Here is a 26,720-nt window from a genome sequence, read left to right as displayed (position 1 = left end):
GCCGGCGGCAAGGCCGGTATCAGGATTGGTTCAATCGGAATTGCGCGCTGGCAGCGTGGGCGTACAGGCCCTCGCCTTGTGCCAGCGTAGCGGCTATGGGTCCCAATGTTTGGGCGCCTGACTCTGAAACCTGAATAATGCTGCTGCGTTTCTGGAAATCGTAGACGCCCAAAGGTGACGAGAAACGCGCAGTGCGTGCCGTCGGCAGGACATGGTTAGGCCCGGCACAGTAATCGCCCAGCGATTCGGAGCTGTAGGGGCCCAGGAAAATGGCGCCAGCATGGCGGATTTTGCCCAACAAGTCCTGGGCGTTACGGGTAGAGACTTCCAGGTGTTCCGGCGCGATATGGTTGCTGATCTTACAGGCCTCGTCCAGATCGCGGACGTGGATCAGGGCACCGCGACCAGACAGGCTGCGACGGATGATGTCCGCGCGTGGCATGGTGGGGAGCAGACGTTCGATGGCCGCTTCAACCTGGTCCAGGAAGTCCGCATCGGGACACAGCAAGATGGCCTGGGCCAGCTCGTCGTGTTCCGCCTGGGAGAACAGGTCCATCGCCACCCAGTCAGCAGGAGCACTGCCGTCGCTGATGATCAGGATTTCGGACGGGCCGGCAATCATGTCGATGCCAACGACGCCAAAGACGCGGCGTTTGGCAGCGGCGACATAGGCGTTGCCGGGGCCGACAATCTTGTCTACCGGCGGGATGGTGTCCGTACCGTAAGCCAAAGCGCCTACAGCCTGCGCGCCACCAATAGTGAACACGCGATCGACACCGCCCAGGGCGGCAGCCGCCAGCACGATGGGGTTGCGCACGCCATCGGGTGTAGGCGTGACCATGATCAGTTCTGGAACACCAGCCACTTTGGCAGGAATGGCGTTCATCAGAACCGAGGAGGGGTAAGCGGCCTTGCCACCGGGGACATACAGTCCCACACGGTCCAAGGGAGTAACTTGCTGACCCAGCACGGTGCCATCGGCTTCCGTGTAGGTCCAGGTTTCAGTGCGCTGATGCTCGTGGTAACGACGCACACGCTCGGCGGCCTGTTCCAGTGCCTTGCGCTGATCGGCAGGCAGGCTGTCCAGAGCCGCAAACAGTTCTTCTTTGGAGATTTCCAGTGCCGAGGCCTGTTCAACAGCCAGTCGGTCAAAGCGCTGGGTGTAATCCAGCAAGGCCGTGTCCCCTTCATGCTGGATACGATGCAGAATTTCGGCACAAGCGTGCTCGATAGACGCGTCTTCGGACGCTTCGTAAGCCAGTAGAGTGCGCAGTTCGGCATCGAACTGGGCGGATTGGGAGGTCAGGCGATGGATCAGTGACATGTCGCTATAGGAAAAAGCTAAGGTTCAAGGGCCAGTGTATAACATTTCGCTTAGGCAAAAGGCGGTCTGCGCCTTTTGCGCAAGCAGGATTGTCAGGCTGTTTATCCCCCGCCCGTGGCAGGGGAAGTTTTACTCGTCTACCGAAGCGCGAGAGAAAGCGTCGATCAGGGGTTGCAACTGGGCACCACGGTTCTTCATGGCAGCCTGATTGACGATCAAGCGCGAGGAAATGGGGGTGATGTCTTCCACTTCCACCAGCTTGTTGGCACGTAAGGTGCCGCCGCTGGAGACCAGGTCCACAATGGCGTCGGCCAGACCGACCAGCGGAGCCAGTTCCATGGAGCCATACAGCTTGATCAAGTCCACATATACGCCTTTGCTGGCGAAGTGTTCGCGGGCAGCGCGGGTGTATTTGGTGGCGATACGCAGGCGTGAACCTTGCTTGACGGCCGAATGGTAGTCAAAGCCTTCGGCCACGGCCACACACAGGCGGCAACGGGCAATGTTCAGGTCCACGGGCTGGTACAGACCGCCGGGGTGCTGTTCCATGTGCTCGTACAGCACATCCTTGCCGGCAATTCCGATATGGGCGGCACCGTATTGCACGTAGGTTGGCACGTCGGTGGCACGCACAATAATCAGACGCAGGTCCGGGTTATTGGTGGGCAGGATCAGTTTGCGCGACGTTTCGGGGCTTTCCAGCACCTTGATGCCTGCCTCTTCCAGCAAGGGCAGGGTTTCGTCAAAAATCCGGCCTTTGGACAAGGCCAGCGTCAGAGGTTGATTTAAACCGGCGGGACTCATTGGGTTTCCTTGCTGCTGATTCGCTCGATGTTGGCGCCTACGGCTTGAAGCTTGGCTTCCATGCGGTCGTAGCCACGGTCCAGATGGTAGATGCGTTCGACGGTAGTGTCACCCCGAGCCGCCAGGCCTGCAATGACCAGGCTGGCCGACGCACGCAGGTCGGTTGCCATGACGGTGGCGCCAGTCAGGTAAGGAGCGCCGGTAACGACGGCCATATGGCCTTCGATATCGATCTGTGCACCCAGTCGGTTCAGTTCCTGTACGTGCATGTAGCGATTTTCAAAGATGGTTTCCACGACCGAGGCGGTGCCGTCGGCAATGGTGTTCAGTGCCATCAATTGAGCCTGCATGTCCGTGGGGAAGCCGGGGTATTCGCTGGTACGGAAGCTGACCGCCTTGGGGCGACCATTCATGCTGGCCTTGATCCAGTCCGGGCCGGTTTCAATCTGCAGTCCGGCTTCGCGCAGCTTGTCCAGCGTGGCGCCCATGGCGTCAGCATCGGTATTGCGCAAGGTCAGTTCGCCACCGGTAGCGGCAACGGCGCACAGGAACGTACCGGCTTCAATACGGTCGGGGCAGATGGTGTGTTTGGCACCGTGCAGGCGTTCGACACCGTCAATGACGATACGGTCGGTACCGTGGCCCTGGATTTTGGCACCCATTTTGATCAGCAGCTCGGCCAGATCAATAATTTCCGGTTCGCGGGCTGCGTTTTCCAGAATGGTTTGGCCTTCAGCCAGAACGGCGGCCATCATCAGGTTTTCGGTGCCGGTCACCGTCACCATATCCGTGCGCACCACGGCACCGCGCAAGCGTTTGGCGCGGGCATTCACAAAGCCGTGCTCGACATGGATTTCTGCACCCATGGCCGCCAGACCCTTGATGTGCTGATCTACAGGGCGCTGACCAATGGCGCATCCACCGGGCAGGCTGACGCGGGCCTCGCCAAAGCGGGCCAGCAGGGGGCCCAGCACCAGAATGGAGGCGCGCATGGTTTTCACCAGTTCGTAGGGCGCTTCCAGATTGGTGATGTTGCCTGCATTCAGCTCCAGCGTGCCATTGCGCTCCTGGGAGACACCCAACTGTCCCAACAGCTTCAGGGTGGTGTCGATGTCACGCAGACGCGGGACATTGTCCAGGTACACCGTGTCGGCAGTCAGCAGACTGGCGCACAGAATGGGCAGGGCGGCGTTTTTGGCGCCAGAGACGGTGATCTCGCCATTCAGGCGTTGTCCGCCCGTGATGCGTAATTTATCCATTCGGATTGGCCTTGTATTCGTCGGGGGTAAGCGTGCGCATGGACAGGGCGTGGATTTCGGCTTTCATCCGGTCGCCCAGGGCTTTGTAAACCAGTTGGTGACGCGCAATCAGGCGTTTGCCTTCAAAGGCGGTGCTGACGATCAGGGCCTCAAAGTGCGAACCATCGCCTTGCACTTGCAAGTGTTCACAGGGCAGGTTGTCGGCAATGTATTGGTGAACTTGTTCGGGGGTCGGCAACATGAAATCAATTCCGTAATTTATAGCCTGAGGCAAGCAGGCGTAGCGAAATCAGACACAGCGCAACAAAGACGCTGGCGACAACGGTCAGGCTGAACCAGGGAGAAATATCCGAGGCGGCAAAAAAACCGTAGCGGAACCCGTCAATGGTATAGAGCAACGGGTTCCAGTGTGAAACAGTTTGCCAAAACGGCGGCAGGCTATGAATCGAATAGAACACGCCCGACAGGAATGTTGCAGGCATGATCAGAAAGTTCTGGAACGCGGCCAGTTGGTCAAACTTTTCAGACCACAGTCCGGCGATCAGACCCAAGGTGCCCATGATGCCGCAAGACATGACGGCAAACACCAATACCCATAAAGGCTTGGCCACAGGCAGGGAAACGAAGAACAGCGACACCAGCCACACACAGAGGCCCACACAGACACCGCGGGCGATGGACGCCAGCAGATAGGCGGCGAAAATCTCGCGGTGCGACAGCGGTGGCAGCAGGATAAAGACCAGATTGCCAGTGATGCGGCTTTGGATCAGTGATGAGGACGGGTTCGCAAAAGCGTTTTGCAACATGCTCATCATCATCAGGCCCGGAATCAGGAAGGCGGTGTAGGGCACGGAGTCGTATACCGTGACGCGGCCTTCAAGGACGTGGGCGAAAATCAGCAAATACATCAGCGCCGTCAAAACGGGCGCAGCAATGGTCTGAAAGCCCACTTTCCAGAAACGCATCAGCTCTTTGCGCAGCAGCGTAGGAAAGCCCGAGCCCATCTTGGGCTGAGGGGGCAGGCTCAGGGTGCCGATCTTGGCAGCGGGGGCGTCCGTGTTTTGAGGCACGCCCCAGTGTTTGGGAGAATTGTTCTGGTTCACAGTGCGACTCCCATTTTTCCTTCGTTGTGCATGATGCGCACAAATGCATCCTCCAGATCGTGGCCGCCTGCGCGCTCCATAATGGCTTGCGTGGTATCCAGGGCGACGATCTTGCCACTTTTAAGCATGGCCAGGCGACCACAGAGGGCCTGGGCTTCTTCCAGATAGTGGGTGGTCAGCAAGATGGTGTGACCTTGTTGATTCAGGCGAATGATGAACTCCCACAGCGTGCGGCGCAGGTCCACGTCCACACCGGCAGTGGGTTCATCCAGAATAATGACAGGGGGGCGGTGCACCAGCGCCTGGGCGACCAGAACGCGGCGCTTCATGCCGCCGGACAAGGCGCGCATGTTCACATCGGCCTTGTCGCTCAGGGCCAGATTGGCCAGAATCTCGTCGATCCAGTCGTCATTGTTTTTCAGGCCAAAGTAGCCCGATTGCAGACGCAAGGTTTCACGGACGGTGAAAAAGGGATCGTAAACAATTTCCTGTGGCACCACGCCCAGCGATTGGCGGGCTTTTTGATACTGGGTGCGCACATCGTAACCACAGACACTGACCTGGCCGCTGGTGGGACGGGTCAGGCCGGCCAACATGGAAATCAGGGTTGTTTTGCCGGCGCCGTTAGGGCCGAGCAAGCCGAAAAATTCACCATGTTCGATAGTCAGGCTGACCTGATCGACGGCCAGAAAACCGGCATCGGAACGGGGAGGGGAAAACAGGCTTTTGAGTCCCCGGCTTTGGGGAGCGAAGCGTTTACTGACGTTATCGAGTTTGAAGGCGGACATGGCAATTTGGGTTGGCCTGACGCGGGTGTGGCGGTGTAAGTCGTCGCTGTAGCGTCTTTGTTAACTAAACAGGCCTACGCATGGGCGTAGACCTGTTTGGGGGTGATCAGGCTCTTTATTATAGAGTACGACTCTGGTCTGCTTAAGAATGCCCGACCAAAGCGCCCGTGCTTGCCACGGCCTGTCTTAGCTGTTTTGCTTGTTCAGCGCCTGAATCAGGCCATCAATGCCACCTTGCTCAATTTGCTGGGCAAACTGGTTGCGGTAGTTTTGAATCAGCCAGATGCCTTCCACGTTCAAGTCGTAGATTTTCCAGCCTTCAGGTGTTTTTTCCAGACGGTAATCCACGCCAACCGGGCCACCGTTGGATTGAGTCAGCGAGGAGCGCACCACCACGTCGTCTGCAGTGGCATCGCCACGGAACGGCAGGATGGTCAGCTGTGTCTTGTCATCCACGCGGGACAAGGCTCCGCTGTAGGTACGCACCAAGGTGCCCTTGAACGCTTCGACCAGCTTCTGACGCTGTTCGGGGCTGGCTTGACGCCAGTAGCGGCCAGCGGACAGACGTGTCGTCTTTTCCAGGTTCACGTAGGGCATGATGTTTTCGTTCACGGCAGCCAGAATGGCAGCGCGGTCACCCTTGCGGATGGCGTCGCTTTCCTTGACCACTTGCAATGCTTGATTACCGACCGATTCAACAAACTTGTTGGGCTCCCCTTTGGGATCTGCAACTTGTGCCTGGGCTGCGACGGCGTGCAAACACAGAGCCAGGGCCGCACAGACGGTCAGGATCCAGGAAATCAGGCGAGAGGGGGAGGACTGCAAAGCAGTCCCGCCCAAGGCGGGACGGGAAATCATAAAAAACTCCAGAAGAATGTTCTGCGGGCAGCGCGTTTTTATTCGTCTGCGTCCGAGTAGTCAGGCAGGTCCTGGCTGGTGTCGCCACCGGTGCGGCGGGCTTGCACCATCGCATGGCGTCGTTGCAGGTAAGCGTCGCGTATGAAGCTGTAGCGGTCAAGGGCGATGTCGTTAACAAGTTTTTCTGCATCCAGCACGCCAGCACGGGCATCCAAGGCCCACAAACCCAAGATGCTGTTGCGTACCGGTACATCCTTGATCGCCATGATCGGACCCGTGGAGGAGAAGCCTTCCAGGAAGCTGGTGCCACGTGCCACACCGTCGCGAACGGTGCTGGGGCCAAAGAAGGGCAGAACCACGTAAGGGCCAGATTTGACGCCCCATACGCCCAGCGTCACACCAAAGTCGTTGGGGATGCGCTTGGAGCCGTTCATGGTGGCAACGTCAATACAACCGCCCAGGCCCATGGTCGAGTTGAACAGGACGCGACCCAGGGTGTTGAAGAAGTCAACGTGCTCGCCTTGCAGGAAGCTGTTGACGGCCGACCAGGCATCGCCCAGGTTGTTGAAAATGTTACTAATACATGTGCGTGCAGGCTGAGGCGTCAGGGCGTTGTAGCCTTCTGCAATCGGTTTGATCAGCGCGCCGTCCACGGTTTCGTTAAAGGCGTAGATGCCACGGTTCATGCCTTCCCAGGGGTCCTGGGGGTTGGGGTTGGGCACACTGGCGCAACCGGCCACAAGCGCAGCACTGGCACCGATCAGGCTCAAACGGACTCCACGAGGCAGGGAGTAAGAGCGGCGAGTTGTTGTATTCATGGTTGTGTCGTCTGTAATGAGCATGAACGGGCGGGTTTGCTTACTCCGATTTGGAGCCGCCGTCCTTGGAGGCCGTGTTGTAGAGGAACTTGCTGATCAGTTCTTCCAGCACAACCGCGCTTTGAGTATAGGTAATGGTGCTGCCACCTTGCAGGTCCTTGTCGTCGCCACCCGCAGTCAGGCCAATGTACTGTTCGCCCAGCAGGCCTGACGTCAGGATGGAGGCCGAGGTGTCGACAGGAAACTTGTAGTGCTCGTCCATATCCAGGGTGACCACGGCTTTGAAGTCCTGGTTGTCAAAACCAATGGAGCCAACCCGGCCAACGACCACACCGCTGGCCTTGATGGGAGCGCGTGGTTTCAGACCACCCAGATTATCGAACTTGGCCGATACCTGGTAGGTCTTGGCAAAGGAAAAAGAACTGAGGTTACCCGCACGCAGGGCCAGGAATGCCAGTGCGACCAGCCCCAGCAAAACAAACAGGCCAACCCAGAAATCGGTTTTCTCGCGATTCATAGCTGAGCAATTCCTAAATAGTTAACTGAACATAAGGGCGGTGAGCAGGAAGTCCGTGCCCAATACCGCCAAAGCGCCGCTGACGACCGTGCGTGTGGTCGCGCGAGAAACGCCTTCGGGCGTGGCCTTGGCATGCCAGCCCATATACAGCGCAATCAAGGTCACGATCAGGCCAAACACCAGGCTTTTGATCACTCCGTTGAGTACGTCATCAATCACATCGACACCGTTTTGCATTTGCGACCAGAAGGCGCCCGCATCAATGCCGATCATCTGCACACCGACGACATAGCCGCCCAGAATGCCGACCATGGAGAACACGGCGGCCAGAATGGGCATGGCAATAATGCCGCCCCAAAAGCGCGGTACCAGCAGGCGGCGCAAGGGGTCCACCGCCATGACTTCCATGGCGGCAATCTGTTCACCGGCCTTCATCAAGCCGATTTCGGCGGTTAATGATGTTCCGGCTCGGCCTGCAAACAGCAGGGCCGTGACAACCGGTCCCAGTTCACGTACCAGAGACAGGGCGACCAGCAGGCCCAAGGCCTCTTCGGAACCATAGCGGTTCAGTGTGTAATAACCTTGCAAGCCCAGCACAAAACCCACGAACAGCCCGGAAACGGCAATGATCAGCAGCGAATAGTTGCCAATAAAGTGGATTTGCTGGGAAACCAGACGGGGGCGACGCCACAGCAGGGAAGACCGGGCCAGCAAGGCCACGAACAGGCGGCTGAAGGCACCCAGGCCGTAGATGCTATTGCGTATCGCAGCGCCTAGCGCGCTAATCGGGGCGGTGATGAAATTCATGAGCGCGTCGTCCGATTCTGGAGCCAGGCTTCAAAAGCCGGGGTGACGGGATAGTTAAAGGCGATAGGGCCGTCGGGTTCACCACGCAGGAACTGCTGCACGTAAGGATCCTTGGAAGCGCGCAGCTCGGTGGGCGTGCCCTGGGTCAGCAAACGTCCCTGGCCAACAATATAAACCTGGTCGGCAATCGCAAAGGATTCGGCCACATCGTGCGTAATCAATACTGAAGCGCAGTTCAGGCGGTCGGTCAGGTCGCGAATCAGCTGCGCGGTAATGCCCATGGAAATAGGGTCCAGGCCGGCAAAGGGTTCGTCGTACAGAATCAGCTCGGGCTCCAGCACAATGGCACGGGCCAAGGCAACCCGGCGAGCCATGCCGCCAGAAATTTCATTGATGCCCAAATGGGCAGCCGCGCGCAGGCCAACGGCATCCAGCTTGTCCAGTACACGGTCCTGAATGGCGATTTCGGAGTCGTTCGTCAGCTCCCGCAGGGGAAACGCCACGTTTTCAAACACGTTCAGGTCAGTAAACAGGGCACCCTGTTGAAACAGCACACCCATGCGTTGACGCGTCTGGCGCAGAGCCTCGCCGTCCAGCTTGGCCAAGTCCTGGCCAAAAACCGTAACACTCCCTTTCTGAGCACGAATTTGTCCGGTCGCAGCACGCAGAAGTGTTGTTTTTCCGGAACCTGACCCCCCCATCATGGCGACGACCTGACCTTTCTGAACGGTCATGGACACGTCCGCGAGCACGGTAAAGGCACCGTAGCCCAGCGAGGCGGAGTCCAGATTTAGTACGGCTCGGTCAGTATTTACAACCATGTCGCGGGCAAAAGGGGATAAAAGGACCTGCTATTGTACCGCTTGCAGCTCCGGCGTCTCAATGTCTTGCGCGCTATGGGGGCGGGATCGTGGCGCTTTTATGAGCCATTTTGTGGCTCTTGATACAGCCACTTACTTCAAACCGGCTTTGGTGGTGAAGTCGCCCTTTTTTGTGTCGAATTTGTTTTAGATAGCGGGTTGTATCAAGGCGAACAGCAATCCGCCGCCTGCCAGCAACCATAAAGGGTTGATGCGACTTAGCAGCAAAATGGCCGTACAGGCCAGAGCCGTGCCCCAGGCCCACAGTCCGCCCTGGGCCGCTTTCAGAATTGTGCCGCTGGCGGCCAGGATCATGCCGGCGGCAATGGGCAGCAGACCAATTTCAATGGCGCGGATGATGCGTGTGCCCTCATAGCGCTTCCAGATTGTTGCCAGGTAATAGATCAGCAGGGCAGAGGGCAGGAAAATGGCGACGGATGCGGCCAGGGCACCGGCCCAGCCAGCCGCCTTCCAGCCCACCAGGGTTACAAGCAAGGATTTCGGGCCGGGTGTCAGGCGCGACAGGGCGAACAGATCCAGAAATTCCTGATTGCTGAGCCAGCCATGGATTTCTACCGATTGCCGGTGAATCTCCGGGATGATGCTTTGCCCGCCCCCTATGGTCAGAAAAGACAGGGGCGCAAAGACGCGCATGAGCTGGAGCAAAACCGTGATCATGATTGCTCCACCGCTTTGTCTCCAAGTTGCAGCCAGGCATACCAGACGGACAGCGGTGCACAGATCAGAATAACGGGGATCAGGCTCCATTCCATGACGAAAATGCCGACAAAAACGGCCAACATGAGGGCAATGGGCACGATTCCGGTGGCGGCGCTGCGCGCCGAGCGTACGCCCATTTCAAGAGACAGGCCAATAGCGGCGGCGGCAATTCCGGCCATGACTTGAGGCACCAGGGTAGAGCCCGTCAGTTGTTCCAGACCAATCAGCATCAAAATGGCCAGCAGTAGCGGGGGAAGCACCATGCCCAGCGTGGCAACTAACGCCCCAGGCCCGGCCAGCAGACGATAACCAATCCATATAGAGAGGTTCACCACATTGATGCCGGGCAGTGCTTGGGACAGCGCCAGACCGCTAAGAAAATCTGCCTGGCTCATCAGGCGCCGCTGAACAACAAACTCACGCATTAACCAGCCACTCAAGCCCCCACCAAAGCTGGTCAGGCCAATGCGGGCAAAGATCAGAAATAGAGCGCTTAAGGATAAAGGGGCAGCTTCTTGAGACCGGGTCATAGAGCAATGAAGGCGGATAGGGCTCGTCAAAAGTGGAAGTTTGAACATTCTGGCATACAAATTAAGCCGTTTTTGCCCTCTTGTGCGCTCGGGTGGCGGCCTGATCCTTCTTGCTGGGGGTGCGGCGTGGCCTTTATTGGCAAGAAAACGGCTGTCGGGCAGCGGTCGTTCAAATTTTTTTCTACCCTCAAGCGCTGCTTATTTGTTTGAAATATTTAAAGATAAAAATTAATTAAAGTGGGTGCAAAAATTAAATAAAAAATGAATTGAAATAAATAAGAAAAGAATTAAAAAAATAACTTGAAACCATGTGTGATGCCCACTTGAGGGGACGGGGGCTTCCGGCGGCTAATGAAGGGTGTAATGAGCTTTTTATGGGTTCAATCTGTTGAAATAAAAGAGATTGAAACGATCGTTTGAATTTATGGTGGCTTGCTGGAGCGGCTGATCAGCCCGATCCGGATCCAAACATGGACAGTTTCATGAAGATGGATTTGATCTATACCCATCTTTGATTGAAAATAAAAAAGACTTTATGGTCGTAAAAGCGGTTGTGCGTGTACGATTATTCGATTGCCTCGCATCGTAGAGCGTCCGTTTGGGACCTTATGCTGCGTGGGGTTTCAGTTTCCTGGAGACAAACCTATGACATCTAGTTCAGCCAGTGCAGTGACGGGCAGTGCCCGTACCTTGCGTCGGGTCGCCGTATGCGGTGCCGGCGTCATGGGCGCGCAAATTGCCGCCCATTGCGTGAATGCAGGCATACCAGTAGTTCTGTTTGATCTGCCCGCCCGCGAGGGGCCCAAAAATGGCATCGCCCTGCGTGCCATTGCCAATCTGCGCAAAATGAATCCCGCTCCTTTGGGTACGCCAGACCTGGCCGACCTGATCGAGCCCGCCAACTACGACGACAATCTGGACCGTCTGGCCGATTGCGATCTGGTGATCGAAGCCATTGCCGAGCGTCTGGACTGGAAACAGGATCTGTACCGCAAGATCGGGCCAGCACTGAACCCTAATGCCATCATCGCCAGCAACACGTCCGGCCTGTCCATCACTTCCCTGGCAGATGTTTTGCCGGAAGCGCTGCGTCCACGTTTTTGCGGCGTGCACTTTTTCAATCCGCCACGCTACATGAGCCTGGTGGAGCTGATCCCCACGAAATACACCCAGCCAGAGCTGCTGGATGTTCTGGAAACCTTCCTGGTATCGCAACTGGGCAAGGGCGTGGTTCGCGCCAAAGACACCCCCAATTTCATCGGTAACCGCATTGGTGTTTTTGGCATTCTGTCCGTGTTCGAGCAGGCTCGTCGTTTCTCCCTGACTTACGAGCAGGTTGATGAATTGACGGGTACACGTCTGGGTCGCGCCAAATCGGGTACTTACCGTACCGCTGACGTGGTTGGCCTGGACACTCTGGCACACGTGATCCGCACCATGCAGGATCAGCTGCCCGATGACAGCTTCAAAGCACACTTTGGCCTGCCACCAGAAGTGCAGGGCCTGATTGATGCAGGTGCTTTGGGTCAAAAGACCGGTGCCGGTTTCTTCCGCAAGAAGGGCCGTGAAATCCAGCGTTTCGATGCTCAACAGCGCGATTACGTGGCCGCTGACCAGAAGATCGATCCCGATGTCGCTGCCATTCTGGCTGTACGTGACCCGGCTGAGCGCCTGCGCCAGCTGCGCGAGTCCGACAAGCCTCAGGCTCAATTCGTGTGGGCGGTGCTGCGCGACACCTTCCACTACAGCGCCATTCATCTGCAAGACATTGCCGACAACGCCCGTCAGCTGGATCTGGCCTTGAAATGGGGCTTTGGTCACAAGCAAGGCCCGTTCGAGATCTGGCAGGCTGCCGGATGGCGTCAGGTGGCCGAATGGATCAACCAGGATATTCAAGACGGCAAGACACTGAGCAGCCAGCCGCTGCCAGACTGGGCGACTCGTGGTCCTGTGTGGGAAGCGCAAGGCGTGCATACCGCTGCCGGTTCCTGGAATCCGTCGCAAAGCCGCTTTGAAGGCCGTAGCGATCTGCCTGTTTACCTGCGCCACATTGGCACACCTTTGCTGGTGGGCGAGGTCGAGTCTCTGGAAACCACCACGGTTTTCGAGGATGAGTCGGTACGCTGCTGGACGCTGCCTGCACCGCACCCGCAAGACGTGCTGATCGTGTCCTTCAAGACCAAGATGCACACGCTGAGCCCTGGTGTGGTCAATGGCATGTTCAAGGCGATTGAGCTGGCTGAAGCCTCGTATCAGGCTCTGGTGGTGGCCCAGGATGGTGATCCATTCTCCGCTGGCGCTGACCTGAAAGCCATTTTGCCCGTGTTCGAGAAAGAAGGCGTGGCCGGTGTTGAGCCTGTAGAGCGCGCCATGCAGGACATGGTTCTGCGTATCCGCTACGCCCAGGTGCCTGTGGTGGCTGCGGTTGCCGGTCTGGCTCTGGGTGGTGGTTGCGAACTGGCTGTGCATTGCGCGCACCGCGTCGCTCACTTCGAGTCCTACATTGGTCTGGTTGAAGTGGGTGTGGGTCTGGTTCCAGGCGCAGGTGGTCTGGCTTACTCGGCTCGTCGCTCGGCTGAACTGCAAGCCATGGGTGCACCTGATGCCCCGTTGCTGGCCTACCTGAAGCGTTTTGCTCTGGCTATCGCCAGCGCACAAGTGTCGCGCTCCGCTCTGGATGCGCGTCAGCTTGGCTTCCTGAAAGAGTCCGACACCATCGTCATGAACCGTCAGGAACTGGTTTACGTGGCCGTTCGTCAGGCACAGGCTCTGGCCAGCGCCGGTTGGCGTGCTCCATTGCCACGTCGCTTCCCGGTTGCTGGTCGCGATGGCATTGCCACGCTGAAAGCTCAGCTGGTGAACATGAAAGAAGGTGGTTTCATCTCGGAATATGACTTCCATATTGCCGAGAAGGTCGTAACCGTGATCTGCGGGGGCGATGTGGATCCAGGCTCGCTGGTGGATGAAGCCTGGATGATGGCGCAAGAGCGGCAGGCCTTCCTGGAGCTGCTCAATTCCCCCAAGACCCAGGAACGTATTACTGGGATGCTGACCACTGGCAAGCCAGTGCGTAACTAGAGCGGATCAAGGAGTAGACATGACTGTACAACAAGCTTATATCGTCGCTGCCAAGCGTACGCCCATTGGAAAAGCGCCTCGCGGTGTGTTTTCGTCCTACCGTCCTGACGAGCTCTTGGCAGAAGCCATTCGCGGCATGCTGGCCGATGTGCCCAAACTGGACCCTGCCGCCATTGAAGAAGTGGTGGCTGGTTGCGCCCTGCCTGAAGGCCCGCAAGGTTTTAACGTTGCGCGTATTTCTGCCTTGCTGGCAGGCCTGCCTCATACCGTGGCCGGGATGACCGTCAACCGCTTCTGCGCCTCGGGTTTGAGCGCCATTGCGATTGCTGCTGACCGTATCCGTACGGGCCAGGCAGACATCATCGTGGCTTCGGGTGTGGAATCCATGAGTCAGGTGCCGGTGATGGGCGTGAATACCACGTTCAGCCCCGAGATTTTCACTTCGGACGAGAACTACGGGATCGCTTACGGCATGGGTCTGACCGCTGAAGAAGTAGCGCGTCAGTGGAAAGTCTCCCGTGAAGATCAGGACGCGTTTGCCCTGGCTTCACACCAGAAAGCCGTCAAGGCGTGGGAATCGGGCGAGTTCACGGGCGAAGTTCTGCCTGTGACGGTGACACGTCGTCAACCCAACCTGAGCACGCAGGAAATCTCCGTCAAAACTCAAGTGGTTGATCGTGATGAGGGTCCACGCCCTGATACCAGCCTGGAAGTGCTGGGTAAGCTGCGCCCCGTATTTGCGGCGCGTGGCTCGGTCACGGCCGGCAACAGTTCGCAGACTTCGGACGGGGCAGGTGCCTTGCTGGTTGTTTCCGAACGCGCCTTGCGCGAGCACAATCTGACTCCGCTGGCCCGTTTCGTGACTTTCTCGGTCCGTGGTGTGCCGCCAGCAATCATGGGTATCGGTCCTAAAGAAGCCGTGCCTCATGCGCTGGCCTTGGCTGGCCTGAAGCAAGACCAGATGGACTGGATCGAGCTGAACGAAGCCTTTGCTGCTCAATCTCTGGCGGTGATTCGTGATTTGGGCCTGGACCCCGAGCGCGTCAATCCGCTGGGTGGTGCTATTGCCATGGGTCACCCTCTGGGTGCGACTGGTGCCATGCGTGCCGCCACCGTGGTTCATGCCTTGCAGCGTCGTCAGCTGAAATACGGCATGCTCACCATGTGTATCGGTACAGGCATGGGAGCCGCCGGGATTTTCGAGCGGACATAATTTCTGATCTGCTGCTGTTTCTATCGTTGCTGGACAAAGCCGCCTTCGGGCGGCTTTTTTATTGGGGCGTCCCCCGCATCGGTGGGCAATAGCACAATACGTGTAAGCAAATTTGCTTAAAACCCGCTAAATGTCAAAAAAGTAAAGTTTTGTTGTTGTCATAGAGTAGACATGGGCTCGGGCCATAGTCCTTTTCATTGTGTTGAACAGCTCACACGGAGGATGTATGGGATTGCCCTCGCGCATGGTGTCCAGCCTGCACGTTCCCCCCATGTTCTGGCAGGGACGGGTCAAGGCTCGTCTGGAGTCGGGGCAGTTTGAAGTCGACTGCGGCGAGCGCTGCTGGATTGTGCCGCAGGCCGTCAGTTGCCTGGTGCAGCCGCAAGTGGGCGACAAGGTCTGGGTAGGCGGTGCCGATGGCGAGCAGGCCTATGTGTTCGCCGTGCTGGAGCGACCCGAGGGCGGGGCTTTGCATCTGATCGCCGAGCAGGGCTTGCATGTGCAGGCGGCCCAGGGTGGGGTACATATCCAGTCCGAGGCGGACCTGACTTTGCAGGCAGGTGGCCATTTGCGCCAGTCTGGCCGGGAGATGAGCCTGACCGCAGGCACGCTGCGGATTTTGTCGCGCGTGCAGGAAACCGTGGCGGATCGCCTGTCCCAAGTGTGCAATCACGTATTTCGTCTGACTGAAAAAGAGGAGCGTTGGCGTGGGGGCCGCATGGATGTGCAGGCCCAGCATCAAATGCGTTTGCATGCCCGCCATACCTTGATGACTGCGCGCGAGCTGGTCAAAGTCGACGCTGACCAAATCCATATGGGGTAAGCATGCTGACAGAACGCCTTGTACAAGTGCATAGCCCGCTCGGGCCGGAAGTCTTGCTATTTCAGGCTCTGCAAGGTCGGGAAGCCTTGTCCCAGCCTTTTGAATTGCAGGTGGATGTGGTCTGCAATACCCCCTTGCTGGATTTGCGCAGCTTGCTGGGCGAGTCCCTGAGCCTGGAAATCAAAACACCTTTTGCAGTGCCGCGCTTTCTGGATGGTCGTATCAGCGCATTTCGCCTGATGGGTAAAACCGGCCGCAGCGACCGCTTCTACACGTATCGGGCCACCTTGCGCCCCTGGCTCTGGTTCTTGAGCCAGAACATGGACAGCCGGATCTTTCAGGAAAAGACCGTGCCCGAGGTTTTGCAGGATGTGCTGGGCCGCTACCCCTTTGCCTGGGAGTCGCGCCTGACGCAGGACTACCCGCGTCAAACCTATTGCGTTCAGTATCAGGAAAGCGACTTTCAGTTTGTTAGCCGCTTGATGGAGCGCGAGGGGATTTACTACTGGTTTGAGCATCGTAATGGCGCCCATACCTTGGTGATGGCCGACGATGTGGGTCAACATGCGGCTGCGCCCTGGCTTTCTGAGCTGCCCTTTGTTTCCCCCGATCGGGTAGCGCATCCCGATGTTGAGCATATCCATGCCTGGCACCCGTATGAGCAAGTCACTCCGGGCCGCTACGCGACCGCTGACTACGACTATTGCAAGCCGGGAGCCAGCCTGGACGCCACGCGTAGCAACCCGGCTGAACACGCCTTGGGTGATCTGGAAGTCTACGAATGGGCGGGTGGCTACACCGAGCCTCAACATGGTGAACATTACTCCCGCTTGCGGCTGGAAGCCTTGCAGGCAGTACGTAGCCAGGCACAAGCCCAGACTAATGCGCGTGGTGTCGCGCCGGGTTATTTGCTGTCCGTGCGCAATCATCCGCGCCCCGAGGACAACCGCGATTATCTGGTGACCCAGGTCGATTACGACTTTCTGGATGTAGGCCATACCGGCGAGAGCGGCATGGCCAGTCACTACTTCATTGATTTTCTGGTGATCCCGTCCAGCCAGCCGTATCGCCCTTTGCGACGCACACCTATTCCGCGTACCTACGGCCCGCAAACGGCCAAGGTGGTGGGCAAGAGCGGCGAGCAACTGTGGACTGATCAATATGGTCGCATCAAGGTGCAGTTTTTGTGGGATCGCTACGGGCAGGCCAATGAAAACAGCTCCTGCTGGCTGCGTGTTTCCAGCCCGTGGGCAGGTGGCGGCTTTGGGGGCATTCAACTGCCCCGAGTGGGCGACGAAGTGATTGTGGATTTTCTGGGGGGTGACCCGGACCGGCCCATTGCCGTCGGTCGTGTGTATAACGCCAGTAATATGCCGCCCTGGAACCTTCCGGACAATGCCACACAAAGCGGCTTTTTAAGTCGTTCCAAAGACGGTGATCCCAGCAACGCCAACGCCTTCATGTTCGAGGACAGAGCCGGGCAGGAGCGTATCTGGCTGCATGCTGAGCGCAATCTGGATACGGAAGTCGAGGGTGATGAAACCCATACCGTCGACGGTAACCGGACTACTGTGGTCACAGGCCACGATACCTTGAGCGTCATGGCAACCCGCACGACAACGGTGCAGGATCTGGAAACCGAGACATTTAATAGCGGCGTCGTACGTACGGTCATCGGGGATCTGGTTGAAACCATAGAAGGCGAGCAGACCCGAACTCATACCGGTGATGTGACGCGTACCGTGACGGGCAATGTCACCGACACCTTGACCGGTGATTTGACCCGAACCATCACCGGCGAGGTCACTCATACGGTCACGGGCGATGTCACGGATTCCATCACCGGCACTCGCAACTCCACCCAAACCGGCGATTACACCCGCACGATTACCGGCGCGGTGGATTACACCGTGACTGGCGATGTCAAAGAAACCATTACAGGTGATGTGGACCTGACCACCACCGGCAATATCACTGACACCCTGACTGGCAATCTGACCAAAAGCATTTCCGGTCCTGTGGACATTACCGCCGCAGCGGGCGTGAACATCACCACGCCTAGCTGGAAGGTGAATGTCACAGGTATTGAAAAATGGTGGATTCCGCATACCGAAAAAGTGACGGGGTTCCGCCTGAACGGCACGATTTCCTCGCTGGATGCCTGGGGTATTCGGGCGCAGGGCTATCTGGTCAATTTCCAGGCTGCCGTCATGAAGATGGACCACTCGGCCTTCAAGGACGAGAAAGCCTACGCCGCGATCAAGACCAGTGCGGTGTATCTGGGCAAGCAGGCGGTGCGCGTCGGCAGTTCGGCTCTGCGTTTGGCCAAGTCCGGCTTGCACATCTTTTTTTAAGGACGTCCGCGACGATGCTGGGACAGATTATATGGATGGCTTTCAGCGCTTTGATGGGAGCCATCATGATTTCGATTGGTATTGCCCTGGAATGGCGAGATTGGCTGCCTTATCTGGTCATCTTGCCCATGCTGATCGCAGTGGGCGGTTTTGTGGCGGGGTACAGGGGTTTTACGCGCTATTGGCGTGCCCGTCCTGAAGAGCTCTTGTATCAGCGTCTGCATCGTGCCGAAGTCGTCCCCCAACAGGCAATGATCGTCTCTCAGGACGAGCTGCTGCCAGAAGTCTTCAAATCTGCTTATCCGCTAGTGCGCCTGGGCCTGGACGTGGATGGTCAGAAAACCCATGTGGATGTGCTGGTGCAGCCCGAACTGAACAAGCGATTCAAACCGGGTAATTGGGTCAGCGTACTGTGCGATCCGGCCAATGCTCAGCTGTGCGCCCTGAACCGTGAACAGGTGACCCTGCAGTTGAAACCCGCCGCCAACTCCTATGGGGATTGATTGATGGTGGCGCTGGCTTCGCAGTTGATCGGGGATGACGCACACGCGGGTCCGGAGCAGTCGGACAGTGCTCCTGCTCCAAGTCAGTCCTGCTCGTGCTCTCCCAAAGGACAAGTCCCATGCGCATCGTAAAGCCCTTGCGCTTGGGTGTTTTGGCACGCCCCTGGAGCTGGCGCGGACAACACGCGCTAAGCGTGTCGGTACAGGCCTGGTGTTCCATGGATGCCCCGCATGTCTTGAGCACCGATGCACGTATGTGGCAAAGCGTATCCGGCCTGATGCAGGGCGACGATGTGCTGGATCTGGCCTTGCCCAAACCTTGTGCAGAGTTTCTGGTCTCTGGCCATGCCTGCGCTCCTGGTGGTGAGCCGGTATCCCAACTGGCAGTACAAGCACGTGTCGGCCCGATAGAAAAGCAGCTGGCTGTATTTGGGCAACGTCAGTGGCGGCAAGGCAGACCGGGGGAGGCAGAGCCTTTTACCCGCGTGCCTTTGGATGGCAGCCGTAGCTGGGGCGGGCCGCAGTATCCCGATAATCCCGCCGGCATGGGAATGGAAGCAGCCAGTCCGGGCGAACCGCTTTGCTTGCCGCAGGTAGAGCCTTGGGAAGGGCGCTTGCACCGTTCTGGCCAGCAGGGCCGTCCAGCGGGTTTGGGGCCGGTATCGCCTTTGCGACCACGTCGCTTTCGTTTGGCGGGCCGTTATGACCCCGCCTGGCAGCAAGGCGATCCAGGCATGATGCTGGACAGCCTGGACCCACATTTTTTCAATGCTGCTGAACCGGACCAGTGGTGGCGTGAGCAAGGTCATTGGCCCGCAGACAGTTCTTGGGAACTACACCATCTGCACGCCCAGCGACCCCGGTGGAGTGGCAGCTTGCCGCAGTGGGAGGCGATCTGCTGGTATCAGGATCGTCGTCTACCTGGTCTGCAAAAGCTGGACCTGCGGCACACCACCGTTTGGTTCTTTCCTGATTTGGGCCACATGCTCCTGCTGTACCAAGGGAGCGTGCCGCTTCAGGATGCGCAGGCGCAAGATGTGAACTTATTAATGCCTGCCCTGGAGCCCTTGGGCCAAGCGCGTGGCCAGGATCATTACGAGCAAGTGCTGCGCTTGCGTAGCGAAGGCGATCAGGCCGGATTATTTGCCTTGCGCGACCAGGATTTGCTACCCGCTGACTGCTGCGCACCTTTGGATGATTTTCAGACTAGCGCAGACGACCCCTTGTCCCTGACCATGCGGATGCGCCTGGAGCGCTGGGCGCAGGACGCGGCACAGGAACACCCGGCTTGGCAGAACGAGCTGTTTTCCTTGGCGCAGGCTGGGCCTCCCAAACCTATGGATGTGGACCGAACGGATTGGGTGCAGGAAGTGCGCCAAGCCAATCGCCAGCAATGGGATGCGCGTCAGCAGATGGAAGAGGGCATGGCGAAAGTGCAGGACTTGCAGCGTGAATCTCCCTTTCAGGATCAGGCCGGCACTCGTGTGACGGCTCGTGATACACAGCGCATGTTGTGCGAGCTGGATGCAGCGGCCAGCGACCAGGCGCCTGTGTCCGGCTTGCTATCCAAACCTATGGAGCAGGCCAGACGTGCGATGCAAACCTATGCCCCTGCACCGCCTGCTGCCTCTGATCTGCGTCAGCAGCGTTTGCGCAGGCGAGTGGAGTTGATTCTGGCCGGAACTCGCAATCTGTCTGGCCTGGACTTGAGCGGTTTGCATTTGCAGGACTTCGATTTCTCCGGGGTGCGCTGTGTTGGCACCTGCTTTAACGATGCGGTTCTACGGCAAGGCACGTTTGCAGGAGCTGATTGCTCGGGAGCCACATTTGTGCGGGCGCGATTGGAGCAGGTTCAATTCAATCAGTCCCAATTGGATGATGTGGATTTCAGTGCGGCAGTACTGCAATCCGTACAGTTTCGTCAGGTGCAGGCGGCCCGATGGCAGCCGCGCGAGTCCAGTTGGCAGGATGTCTTGTTCCAGCAGTCGAACCTTCAGGAGCAGGAGTGGCTGGATGTGGACTTGCTGCGCTGCACCTTCGAGACCTCGCAGTTAAGTGGCGTGCAATATTTGATGCGCTCGCGCTTGTCCGAATTGTCTTATCTGGATTGCCAGTTGCAGCAATGCGCTTGGCTGGACTGTGATCTGCGGGACCTGTCCTTGAGGGGCTCCAGCCTGGAGGACACGTCCTGGCTGCTGGGTCTGTTGGACGGTGTGCTCGATTGCCGTGACAGCCGCTGGCGTCAAAGCGTGGTGTCCGGCGTGGCTATGCCGGGGTCGGACTGGCGCGGTGCCCGCTTGGAAGAAAGTAATTTGCGTGGGCTGGATTTGTCGCAATCCTGTTTTGAACAGGCCCAACTGATTCGCTGTGATTTATCCGGTGCCAATCTCCAGGGGTCGCAATGGACGCAGGCCCGCCTAAGTGACTGCATTCTGATCGAGACTGACTTTAGCCAAGCCATCATGAACAAGGTGGATATGAGCAATAGCCTGGCCGGGGGCGCGAATGTTCAAGGCACGATGCTGGATACCGTGAACTTCTTCCGCGCTGATTTGATGGGTTTGCAAACGGATGCGCGTACCCGCAGCCGCAATCTGTATTTACGCACGGCACGTCGCGATCCTGCCGGGGGACAAGCCTGATGGACGCACATGCTTTGCGTTTGCGCATTCGGCAAGGCGAGCCTTTGCTGGGACTGGACATCAGCGATCTGTATTTGCCACCGGGCGATTATTCAGGAGCGGTGTTCATCGCTTGCCGCCTGCCGCGTGTGCAAGCCTTGGGCGTCAATCTGGCGGGTAGCCGCTTTCATCAATGTGACTTGAGCGGAGCAGTACTGGATGCCAGTGTGCTGGATGGCTGCGCCTTTATGGAATGCGTGTTGATCGGCTTGTCCTGCAAGCATGTCCAGGCTAGGGAGGTAATGTGGCAGGACTGTGATTTACAGGGCGCTATCTGGCAAGGCGGAGCCTGGAGCGACACTCACTGGGCGCAATGCATTTTGCAATCGGGCAACTTCGACCAAGCTCTTTTGCAGCGTTGCACTTGGACTGGCTGCCGCGCAGGGGACTTGTCCTTGCAGTCGACCCGTCTGGAAGATGTGGTGGTCACCGAAATGGATTGGCGGGGCAGCACTCTGGCCGGTAGTCGCTGGCACAGGGTGACGGCCAAAACCTGCAATTTCCAGGGCATGGATCTGTCGGGGCTGGATTTCAGCGGCAGTGTCTTGATGGAGTCCGACTTTACTCAAGCGGATCTAAGCCACGCTCGTCTTTACGGCACCAATTTCAAGTCTGCCATCTTGAATCAGGCCGTGCTGAACAAGGTCCAAGCCAAGCAGGCTTTATTTGTTCAGGCACAGGCTCAAGGACTGCAGATTCGGGAGGCGGATCTGACACAAAGTCTGTGGGCTCAAGCCCACGCTCCCGAGGCAGATTTTCGTGGCTCTTTTTTGCAGCAGGCCTACTTCGCGCAGGCAGTGTTGGAGCGGGCCCGTTTCGAGCATAGCCAACTGCGCTATGCGGATTTCTCGTATGCAGATTGCCGTCGTGCTCGCTGGGATGGCGCACATTTTGAGCGCACCCAGTTTCATCGTTGCTTGCTGGACAAGGCCGGGCAAGAACAGGCCGCAGGCTGCCTGCCCAATGACCCGGCCTTGCACGAGTCTGAGAGCTGGACCGCGCGTCACATGAATCTTGAATAAGGAGCCCTGATGTTTGCCAATTGCCAACGGGGCGGCATGGATATTGCCTTTCCCGACATCTGCAAGACACCACCGGCTCTGTTGCCGATTCCTTACCCGAATTTTGCGACGGGCCTGATGGGTATTCCCAATGCCTGGAACATCCTGTTGCAGGGTGGGCCTGCCCATAACTTGCTCACAACGATACCCTTGAGTAATGGTGACAATCCGGGTGTGGCTTTGGGCTTGATCTCGCAAACCGTGATGTCGCGTTCGCGCTCCATTACCTGTGTGCCTAATGTGCTGTGGAAGGGAATCCCGGCGACCCGTCTGACTAGCTTGAGCATGCAGAACACGGTGAATACGGTGGGCATGCGGGTAGTGCCCAGCCAGTTCAAAGTGCTGTTGCTAGGTGGCGGTGGAGCCGGGGGTGGCGCCGGTAAAGGCGGCAAGGGCGTGTCGGGCAGCGGGCCGGAGGCGGCGCGTAAAGCGGCAGCACGTGAAGCCAAGCGGGCGCAGCTTAAACGCAACCGGCGTCGGGGTGCGCAGCGAGAGCGCGAGGTCGAGGCCGAGCTGAAGCAGGAAGGCCACGAGGTCATGGGCACGCAGGTGTCTGCGAAAACACCATTGACCCGCCGTGTGATCGATATACTGATCAAGGACAAGAACACGGGCAAAATCCGGGCGGTCGAAGTCAAGAGCGGGGGAGCGCGCCGCTCCGCAACCCAGAAGGCCAAGGACAAGGCAATGGAGAGCAAGGGCGCAGAGTTGATTGGCAAGAATGCACCCAAGCAGCCACTTCCCAAGAACATACGCATACCTACGGAGGTTCGACATTGAAAACGCACACTGATCCCGTTAAATATGACGCTGTGGACTGGCATGTGGGCGGGGACTACCCCTCTGATCTGGGCCCGCAAGGTGGTCGCACGCACATCGGCATGTATCTGGCCTGGCTGGTGGAAAAAGGCCTGCTGGCCAATGCTTTTATGGACCGCTACCCCAACGAGGTGCGCCAGTGCCGTGATCACATGATCAAAGGCTCGCAACTGCTGCAAGAGTGTTGCGACGATGTGCTGGTCAGCGAAGACATGTCCGAGCAGGGCAAAGCCTTTAGCGATTTTTACTACGACGAGCTGTATCTGGATGATTACGTGGATACGCTGGACGACGAGGTTTTGCCATCCATCTATCACGTGCCTGACGATTGGGACAGCTACGAAACCTTGCGGCCGGTTCTGGAGCAACGCTACCAGCACTGGCGACAGGAGCAGGGGTTGGACGACTAGCTTCTCGCCAATTTTTTTCCTTTGAAAAGCGCTGCCTGCGGGTAGCGCTTTTTCTTTATTTGCTTCAAAAAGAGCGTAAATACATCCATTTTGCAAAATAAGTAAGGAAAAATTTTCGTCAAAAAGGTGTCACCTTCAGTTCCTAGACTGGCTCCGTGATCAGTTATCCGAGACGACAGCTATGGTCGAAGGAATACAGGAGCAGTGGCAGCCAGCCTGGATTTTGGCTCCCGAAAACGCCCACTACGGCGAGAACCTGGAATACGAGGCAGACTTTCTGGCCTTGATGCAGGCTTTGCAAGTACAGGGCGAGCAGCAGTTTGGCCAAACCATCATTCCGGCCCAGGTGCCGGACTGGACGCGCATCGTGCGCCTGGTGCAGGATTTGCTGGACCGCTCGGCAGATATTCGCTTGCTGGTGGTGCTGGCCCAGGCGCGTTTGCAGACAGGTGGGCTGCCCGCTTTGGTGGAAGTGTGCGACTGGCTGCTCAGCGCCCTGCAACAAGGCTGGGAGCACGCTCACCCGCGTCTGCACGAGGAGGGTGAGCTGGACCCATTACCGCGCGTCAATGCGTTGGCCGGGCTGTCGGCCATTGATGGTCTGGGCCGCCTGATGCGTGAAGCTCCCGTAGTCAGCCTGGGGCATCGTCAGCTGAATTTACGTGAAGTCGGCCACGTGCTGGATGGCAGTCAGAAAGATACTGGCCTGCCCGGTCGGGATCGACTGGTCGAAGAACTGCGCCGTGCCTTTGCGGCGGGCCAAAGTCAGACAGTGGCCTTGAACCGTTTGCGCCAGTTCCGCCAGGAGCTGGAGGCCTTGGTGCATCACCATCTGGATGCCGAATGGTCCGTGCGTCTGGACGGGGCCTGGGACACCGTGGAAGCCGCCTGCGCAGTGCTGGACGCAGCAACCTCACTCTCTGCTCCTTCCGCTCCCGAGCCTGTGCAGGCAAGCCACCCCACCAACCCTGTGTCGCCACAGCCTGCCAATCAGGCCGCCCCGGTGATGGGCTTGGCGAGTTGGCAAAACCTGCATGTTTCATCCCGCGAAGAGGTGGTGTTGTTGCTGGACAAGCTGGTGGCGTATTTCGAACAGCACGAACCCAGCCATCCTGCCCCTTTGCTGCTGCGTCGTGCCCAGCAACTGGTGCCCATGGGTTTTCACGAGCTGATTCGTGACCTGGCTCCCGGTGCCTGGGATCAGATCCAGGTTTTCATGCCTCGATCCGAAGTGGCGACAGCCGCTTCTTAATTCCATAAATCAACTGGAGAAGACCTGATGTCTGTGAAATCCAATTCTGGCAGCGGCCAGAAATTCCTTGGGCGCAATCGGGCTCCGCGTGTGCAAATTGAGTACGACGTTGAACTGTACGGCGCCGAGCATCGTGTGCAACTGCCTTTCGTGATGGGTGTGCTGGCGGATCTGGCCGGGCACAACACGGAGAGCCAGCCGGAGCTGGGCGAGCGCAAGTTTATGGAAATCGACGTGGACAACTTCGATGACCGCATGAAGTCCATCGCACCCAAGCTGAACATGCAGGTTCCCAACAGCCTGAAGGGCGATGGCGTGCTGGGTGTGGAAGTGTCTTTTGACTCCATGGACAGCTTTTCCCCGGCTGAACTGGCCCGTCAGATCGAACCTCTGGCCCGCCTGCTGGAAGCTCGTACACAGCTGGCGAATTTGCTGACTTATATGGATGGCAAAAGCGGGGCGGAAGAACTCTTGTCCCGTCTCCTGCAGCAGCCCGAACTCTTGCGCGCCCTGGCTGGCCGCCCGCCCCAGGCCCTGACGATGGACGAGTCTCAGTCCGATCAGGACAACGAGCCCAAAGCATAAGGAGCCCGCCCCATGACTTCCACCCAGACCTTGACCGCCACTCGCGATACGGCCCAACTGGATGAACTGTCCAGTCTGTTGCAGCAGGAGTTTCGTCCCAAAACCGAGCAGGCCCAGCAGGCGGTTGAATTTGCCGTCACCACGCTGGCCGAGCAGGCGTTGGACCAGTCCGTGACCTTGAGCGACGACGCTTATCAAACCATTCAGGCAGTGATTGCCCAGATCGATCAGAAGATGACCGAGCAGATCAATCACATCCTGCATCACCCCGAATTTCAGCGCCTGGAAGGAGCATGGCGTGGCCTGCACCATCTGGTCAGCAATACCGAAACTGATGAGCTGCTGCGTATCCGTGTGATGCCTGCCACCAAGAAGGAATTGGCGCGCAACCTGAAGCGCTACAAAGGCGTGGCTTGGGATCAAAGCCCCTTGTTCAAGAAAGTGTACGAACAGGAATACGGCCAGTTTGGTGGCGAACCCTTTGGTTGCCTGGTGGGGGATTATCACTTCGACCACAGCCCGCCTGATGTGGAAATGCTGGGTGAGCTGGCTCGTATCGGCGCTGCCGCGCATAGCCCCTTTATCGCCGGTGCTGCGCCGTCCGTGATGCAGATGGAATCCTGGCAGGAGTTGGCCAATCCGCGTGATCTGACCAAGATTTTTTCCAATACCGAGTACGCCGCCTGGCAAAGCCTGCGCGAATCTGATGATGCCCGTTATCTGGGCCTGGCCATGCCGCGTTTTCTGGCGCGCTTGCCCTATGGCGCACGTACCAACCCGGTTGATGAGTTCGACTTCGAGGAAGACACCGACGGAGCCAGCCATGACCGCTACACCTGGGCCAACTCGGCCTACGCCATGGCGGTGAATATCAACCGATCCTTCAAGCATTTTGGCTGGTGCACGGCAATTCGCGGAGTGGAGTCGGGCGGTGCGGTCGAGAACCTGCCTTGCCATACCTTCCCCACGGACGATGGTGGTGTGGACATCAAATGCCCCACGGAAATTGCCATCAGCGACCGCCGCGAGGCCGAGCTGGCCAAGAACGGATTCATGCCCTTGGTACACCGCAAAAACTCCGATTTTGCGGCTTTTATCGGTGCTCAGTCCTTGCAGAAGCCCCAGGAGTACTACGACGCAGACGCTACCGCCAATGCCCGTTTGGCTGCGCGCTTGCCGTATCTGTTTGCCTGCTGCCGTTTCGCGCATTACCTGAAGTGCATTGTGCGCGACAAGATCGGTTCCTTTCGCGAGCGCGACGATATGGAGCGTTGGCTGAACAGCTGGATCATGAATTACGTGGACGGCGACCCGACCAACTCTTCGCAGGAAACCAAGGCACGCAAGCCGCTGGCCGCCGCCGAAGTCTCGGTGCAGGAAGTGCCGGACAACCCCGGTTATTACGCTGCCAAGTTCTTCTTGCGTCCGCACTACCAGCTGGAAGGCCTGACGGTTTCCCTGCGCCTGGTGTCCCGTTTGCCTTCGCTCAAAGGCGAGCAGAACTGATTCCCACCCTGGCCTTTTGATGGCCTTATTCGACCTCCAAGGAGAAA

At 58.0% G+C, this 26,720-nt stretch carries 25 protein-coding genes; 12 read left to right on the top strand and 13 right to left on the bottom strand.

What is annotated here, in order from left to right:
• Positions 1-19: 19 nt before the first annotated feature.
• The 13 genes from hisD to OSH04_RS10200 form a co-directional block, all read right to left on the bottom strand.
• On the bottom strand, positions 20-1,324 hold the full coding sequence (gene hisD, locus OSH04_RS10260) for a histidinol dehydrogenase (protein ID WP_035269855.1): 1,305 nt from the start codon (positions 1,322-1,324) through the stop codon (positions 20-22).
• A gap of 129 nt (positions 1,325-1,453) precedes the next feature.
• The gene (gene hisG, locus OSH04_RS10255; RefSeq protein ID WP_009455485.1) at positions 1,454-2,128 is read right to left on the bottom strand and encodes an ATP phosphoribosyltransferase; all 675 of its coding nucleotides are present in this window, start codon (positions 2,126-2,128) and stop codon (positions 1,454-1,456) included.
• Positions 2,125-3,387 (bottom strand): UDP-N-acetylglucosamine 1-carboxyvinyltransferase, encoded by a 1,263-nt coding sequence (gene murA / locus OSH04_RS10250; protein ID WP_266108407.1) that lies wholly within the window; start codon positions 3,385-3,387, stop codon positions 2,125-2,127. Before murA ends, hisG begins: the two co-directional genes overlap by 4 nt.
• Positions 3,380-3,628 carry a BolA family protein gene (locus OSH04_RS10245; protein WP_009455487.1) on the bottom strand — a complete coding sequence of 83 codons (249 nt, stop codon included), beginning with the start codon at positions 3,626-3,628 and terminating at the stop codon, positions 3,380-3,382. Before OSH04_RS10245 ends, murA begins: the two co-directional genes overlap by 8 nt.
• 4 nt (positions 3,629-3,632) lie before the next feature.
• Positions 3,633-4,391, bottom strand: coding sequence for an ABC transporter permease (locus OSH04_RS10240; RefSeq protein ID WP_042486095.1), 759 nt, complete (start codon positions 4,389-4,391; stop codon positions 3,633-3,635).
• A gap of 95 nt (positions 4,392-4,486) precedes the next feature.
• On the bottom strand, positions 4,487-5,278 hold the full coding sequence (locus tag OSH04_RS10235; protein ID WP_009455490.1) for an ABC transporter ATP-binding protein: 792 nt from the start codon (positions 5,276-5,278) through the stop codon (positions 4,487-4,489).
• A gap of 186 nt (positions 5,279-5,464) precedes the next feature.
• Positions 5,465-6,136 (bottom strand): MlaC/ttg2D family ABC transporter substrate-binding protein, encoded by a 672-nt coding sequence (locus tag OSH04_RS10230; RefSeq protein ID WP_266108406.1) that lies wholly within the window; start codon positions 6,134-6,136, stop codon positions 5,465-5,467.
• Positions 6,137-6,174: 38 nt separating this feature from the next.
• Complete coding sequence (locus tag OSH04_RS10225; RefSeq protein ID WP_051359147.1) at positions 6,175-6,954, bottom strand: MlaA family lipoprotein; 780 nt, start codon at positions 6,952-6,954, stop codon at positions 6,175-6,177.
• Between the two features lie 40 nt (positions 6,955-6,994).
• Positions 6,995-7,471: an outer membrane lipid asymmetry maintenance protein MlaD gene (gene mlaD / locus OSH04_RS10220; protein WP_009455494.1), complete on the bottom strand. Its 477-nt coding sequence runs from the start codon at positions 7,469-7,471 to the stop codon at positions 6,995-6,997.
• Positions 7,472-7,492: 21 nt separating this feature from the next.
• The gene (gene mlaE, locus OSH04_RS10215) at positions 7,493-8,278 is read right to left on the bottom strand and encodes a lipid asymmetry maintenance ABC transporter permease subunit MlaE (protein ID WP_009455496.1); all 786 of its coding nucleotides are present in this window, start codon (positions 8,276-8,278) and stop codon (positions 7,493-7,495) included.
• Positions 8,275-9,099: an ABC transporter ATP-binding protein gene (locus tag OSH04_RS10210; RefSeq protein WP_266108405.1), complete on the bottom strand. Its 825-nt coding sequence runs from the start codon at positions 9,097-9,099 to the stop codon at positions 8,275-8,277. The genes mlaE and OSH04_RS10210 overlap by 4 nt, the downstream gene beginning before the upstream one ends.
• 186 nt (positions 9,100-9,285) lie before the next feature.
• Positions 9,286-9,816, bottom strand: a complete 531-nt coding sequence (locus OSH04_RS10205; RefSeq protein WP_021447240.1) for a chromate transporter — start codon at positions 9,814-9,816, stop codon at positions 9,286-9,288.
• A complete protein-coding gene (locus OSH04_RS10200) occupies positions 9,813-10,388 on the bottom strand; it encodes a chromate transporter (RefSeq protein WP_060185452.1) in 576 nt (191 codons plus the stop codon). The genes OSH04_RS10205 and OSH04_RS10200 overlap by 4 nt, the downstream gene beginning before the upstream one ends.
• A 645-nt stretch (positions 10,389-11,033) precedes the next feature.
• Here OSH04_RS10200 and OSH04_RS10195 point away from each other — a divergent pair.
• The 12 genes from OSH04_RS10195 (at position 11,034) to tssC (ending at position 26,673) form a co-directional block, all read left to right on the top strand.
• The gene (locus OSH04_RS10195) at positions 11,034-13,466 is read left to right on the top strand and encodes a 3-hydroxyacyl-CoA dehydrogenase/enoyl-CoA hydratase family protein (RefSeq protein WP_052159288.1); all 2,433 of its coding nucleotides are present in this window, start codon (positions 11,034-11,036) and stop codon (positions 13,464-13,466) included.
• 19 nt (positions 13,467-13,485) lie between these two features.
• On the top strand, positions 13,486-14,679 hold the full coding sequence (locus OSH04_RS10190; protein ID WP_009455514.1) for an acetyl-CoA C-acyltransferase: 1,194 nt from the start codon (positions 13,486-13,488) through the stop codon (positions 14,677-14,679).
• 226 nt (positions 14,680-14,905) lie between these two features.
• Positions 14,906-15,502 carry a DUF3540 domain-containing protein gene (locus OSH04_RS10185; RefSeq protein WP_060185450.1) on the top strand — a complete coding sequence of 199 codons (597 nt, stop codon included), beginning with the start codon at positions 14,906-14,908 and terminating at the stop codon, positions 15,500-15,502.
• A gap of 2 nt (positions 15,503-15,504) precedes the next feature.
• A complete protein-coding gene (locus tag OSH04_RS10180) occupies positions 15,505-17,856 on the top strand; it encodes a type VI secretion system Vgr family protein (protein WP_254002396.1) in 2,352 nt (783 codons plus the stop codon).
• Positions 17,857-17,891: 35 nt separating this feature from the next.
• The gene (locus OSH04_RS10175; RefSeq protein ID WP_238441721.1) at positions 17,892-18,359 is read left to right on the top strand and encodes a hypothetical protein; all 468 of its coding nucleotides are present in this window, start codon (positions 17,892-17,894) and stop codon (positions 18,357-18,359) included.
• Positions 18,360-18,478: 119 nt separating this feature from the next.
• The gene (locus OSH04_RS10170) at positions 18,479-21,001 is read left to right on the top strand and encodes a DUF2169 family type VI secretion system accessory protein (RefSeq protein ID WP_266108404.1); all 2,523 of its coding nucleotides are present in this window, start codon (positions 18,479-18,481) and stop codon (positions 20,999-21,001) included.
• Complete coding sequence (locus OSH04_RS10165; RefSeq protein WP_266108403.1) at positions 21,001-22,062, top strand: pentapeptide repeat-containing protein; 1,062 nt, start codon at positions 21,001-21,003, stop codon at positions 22,060-22,062. The genes OSH04_RS10170 and OSH04_RS10165 overlap by 1 nt, the downstream gene beginning before the upstream one ends.
• Before the next feature lie 9 nt (positions 22,063-22,071).
• Positions 22,072-22,881: a DUF4150 domain-containing protein gene (locus OSH04_RS10160; RefSeq protein WP_026483655.1), complete on the top strand. Its 810-nt coding sequence runs from the start codon at positions 22,072-22,074 to the stop codon at positions 22,879-22,881.
• Positions 22,878-23,330, top strand: a complete 453-nt coding sequence (locus OSH04_RS10155) for a DUF7832 domain-containing protein (protein ID WP_009455524.1) — start codon at positions 22,878-22,880, stop codon at positions 23,328-23,330. The genes OSH04_RS10160 and OSH04_RS10155 overlap by 4 nt, the downstream gene beginning before the upstream one ends.
• A gap of 181 nt (positions 23,331-23,511) precedes the next feature.
• A complete protein-coding gene (gene tssA, locus OSH04_RS10150) occupies positions 23,512-24,582 on the top strand; it encodes a type VI secretion system protein TssA (RefSeq protein ID WP_266108402.1) in 1,071 nt (356 codons plus the stop codon).
• A gap of 27 nt (positions 24,583-24,609) precedes the next feature.
• A complete protein-coding gene (tssB, locus tag OSH04_RS10145) occupies positions 24,610-25,167 on the top strand; it encodes a type VI secretion system contractile sheath small subunit (RefSeq protein ID WP_088451872.1) in 558 nt (185 codons plus the stop codon).
• A gap of 12 nt (positions 25,168-25,179) precedes the next feature.
• Entirely contained in the window at positions 25,180-26,673 is a 1,494-nt protein-coding gene (tssC, locus tag OSH04_RS10140; protein ID WP_009455530.1) for a type VI secretion system contractile sheath large subunit, read from the top strand.
• The last annotated feature ends 47 nt before the right edge of the window (positions 26,674-26,720 follow it).

It is taken from the genome of Alcaligenes nematophilus (assembly GCF_026344155.1).
GTDB lineage: Bacteria > Pseudomonadota > Gammaproteobacteria > Burkholderiales > Burkholderiaceae_B > Alcaligenes > Alcaligenes phenolicus.
This window is presented reverse-complemented; position numbering and strand designations above follow the sequence as displayed.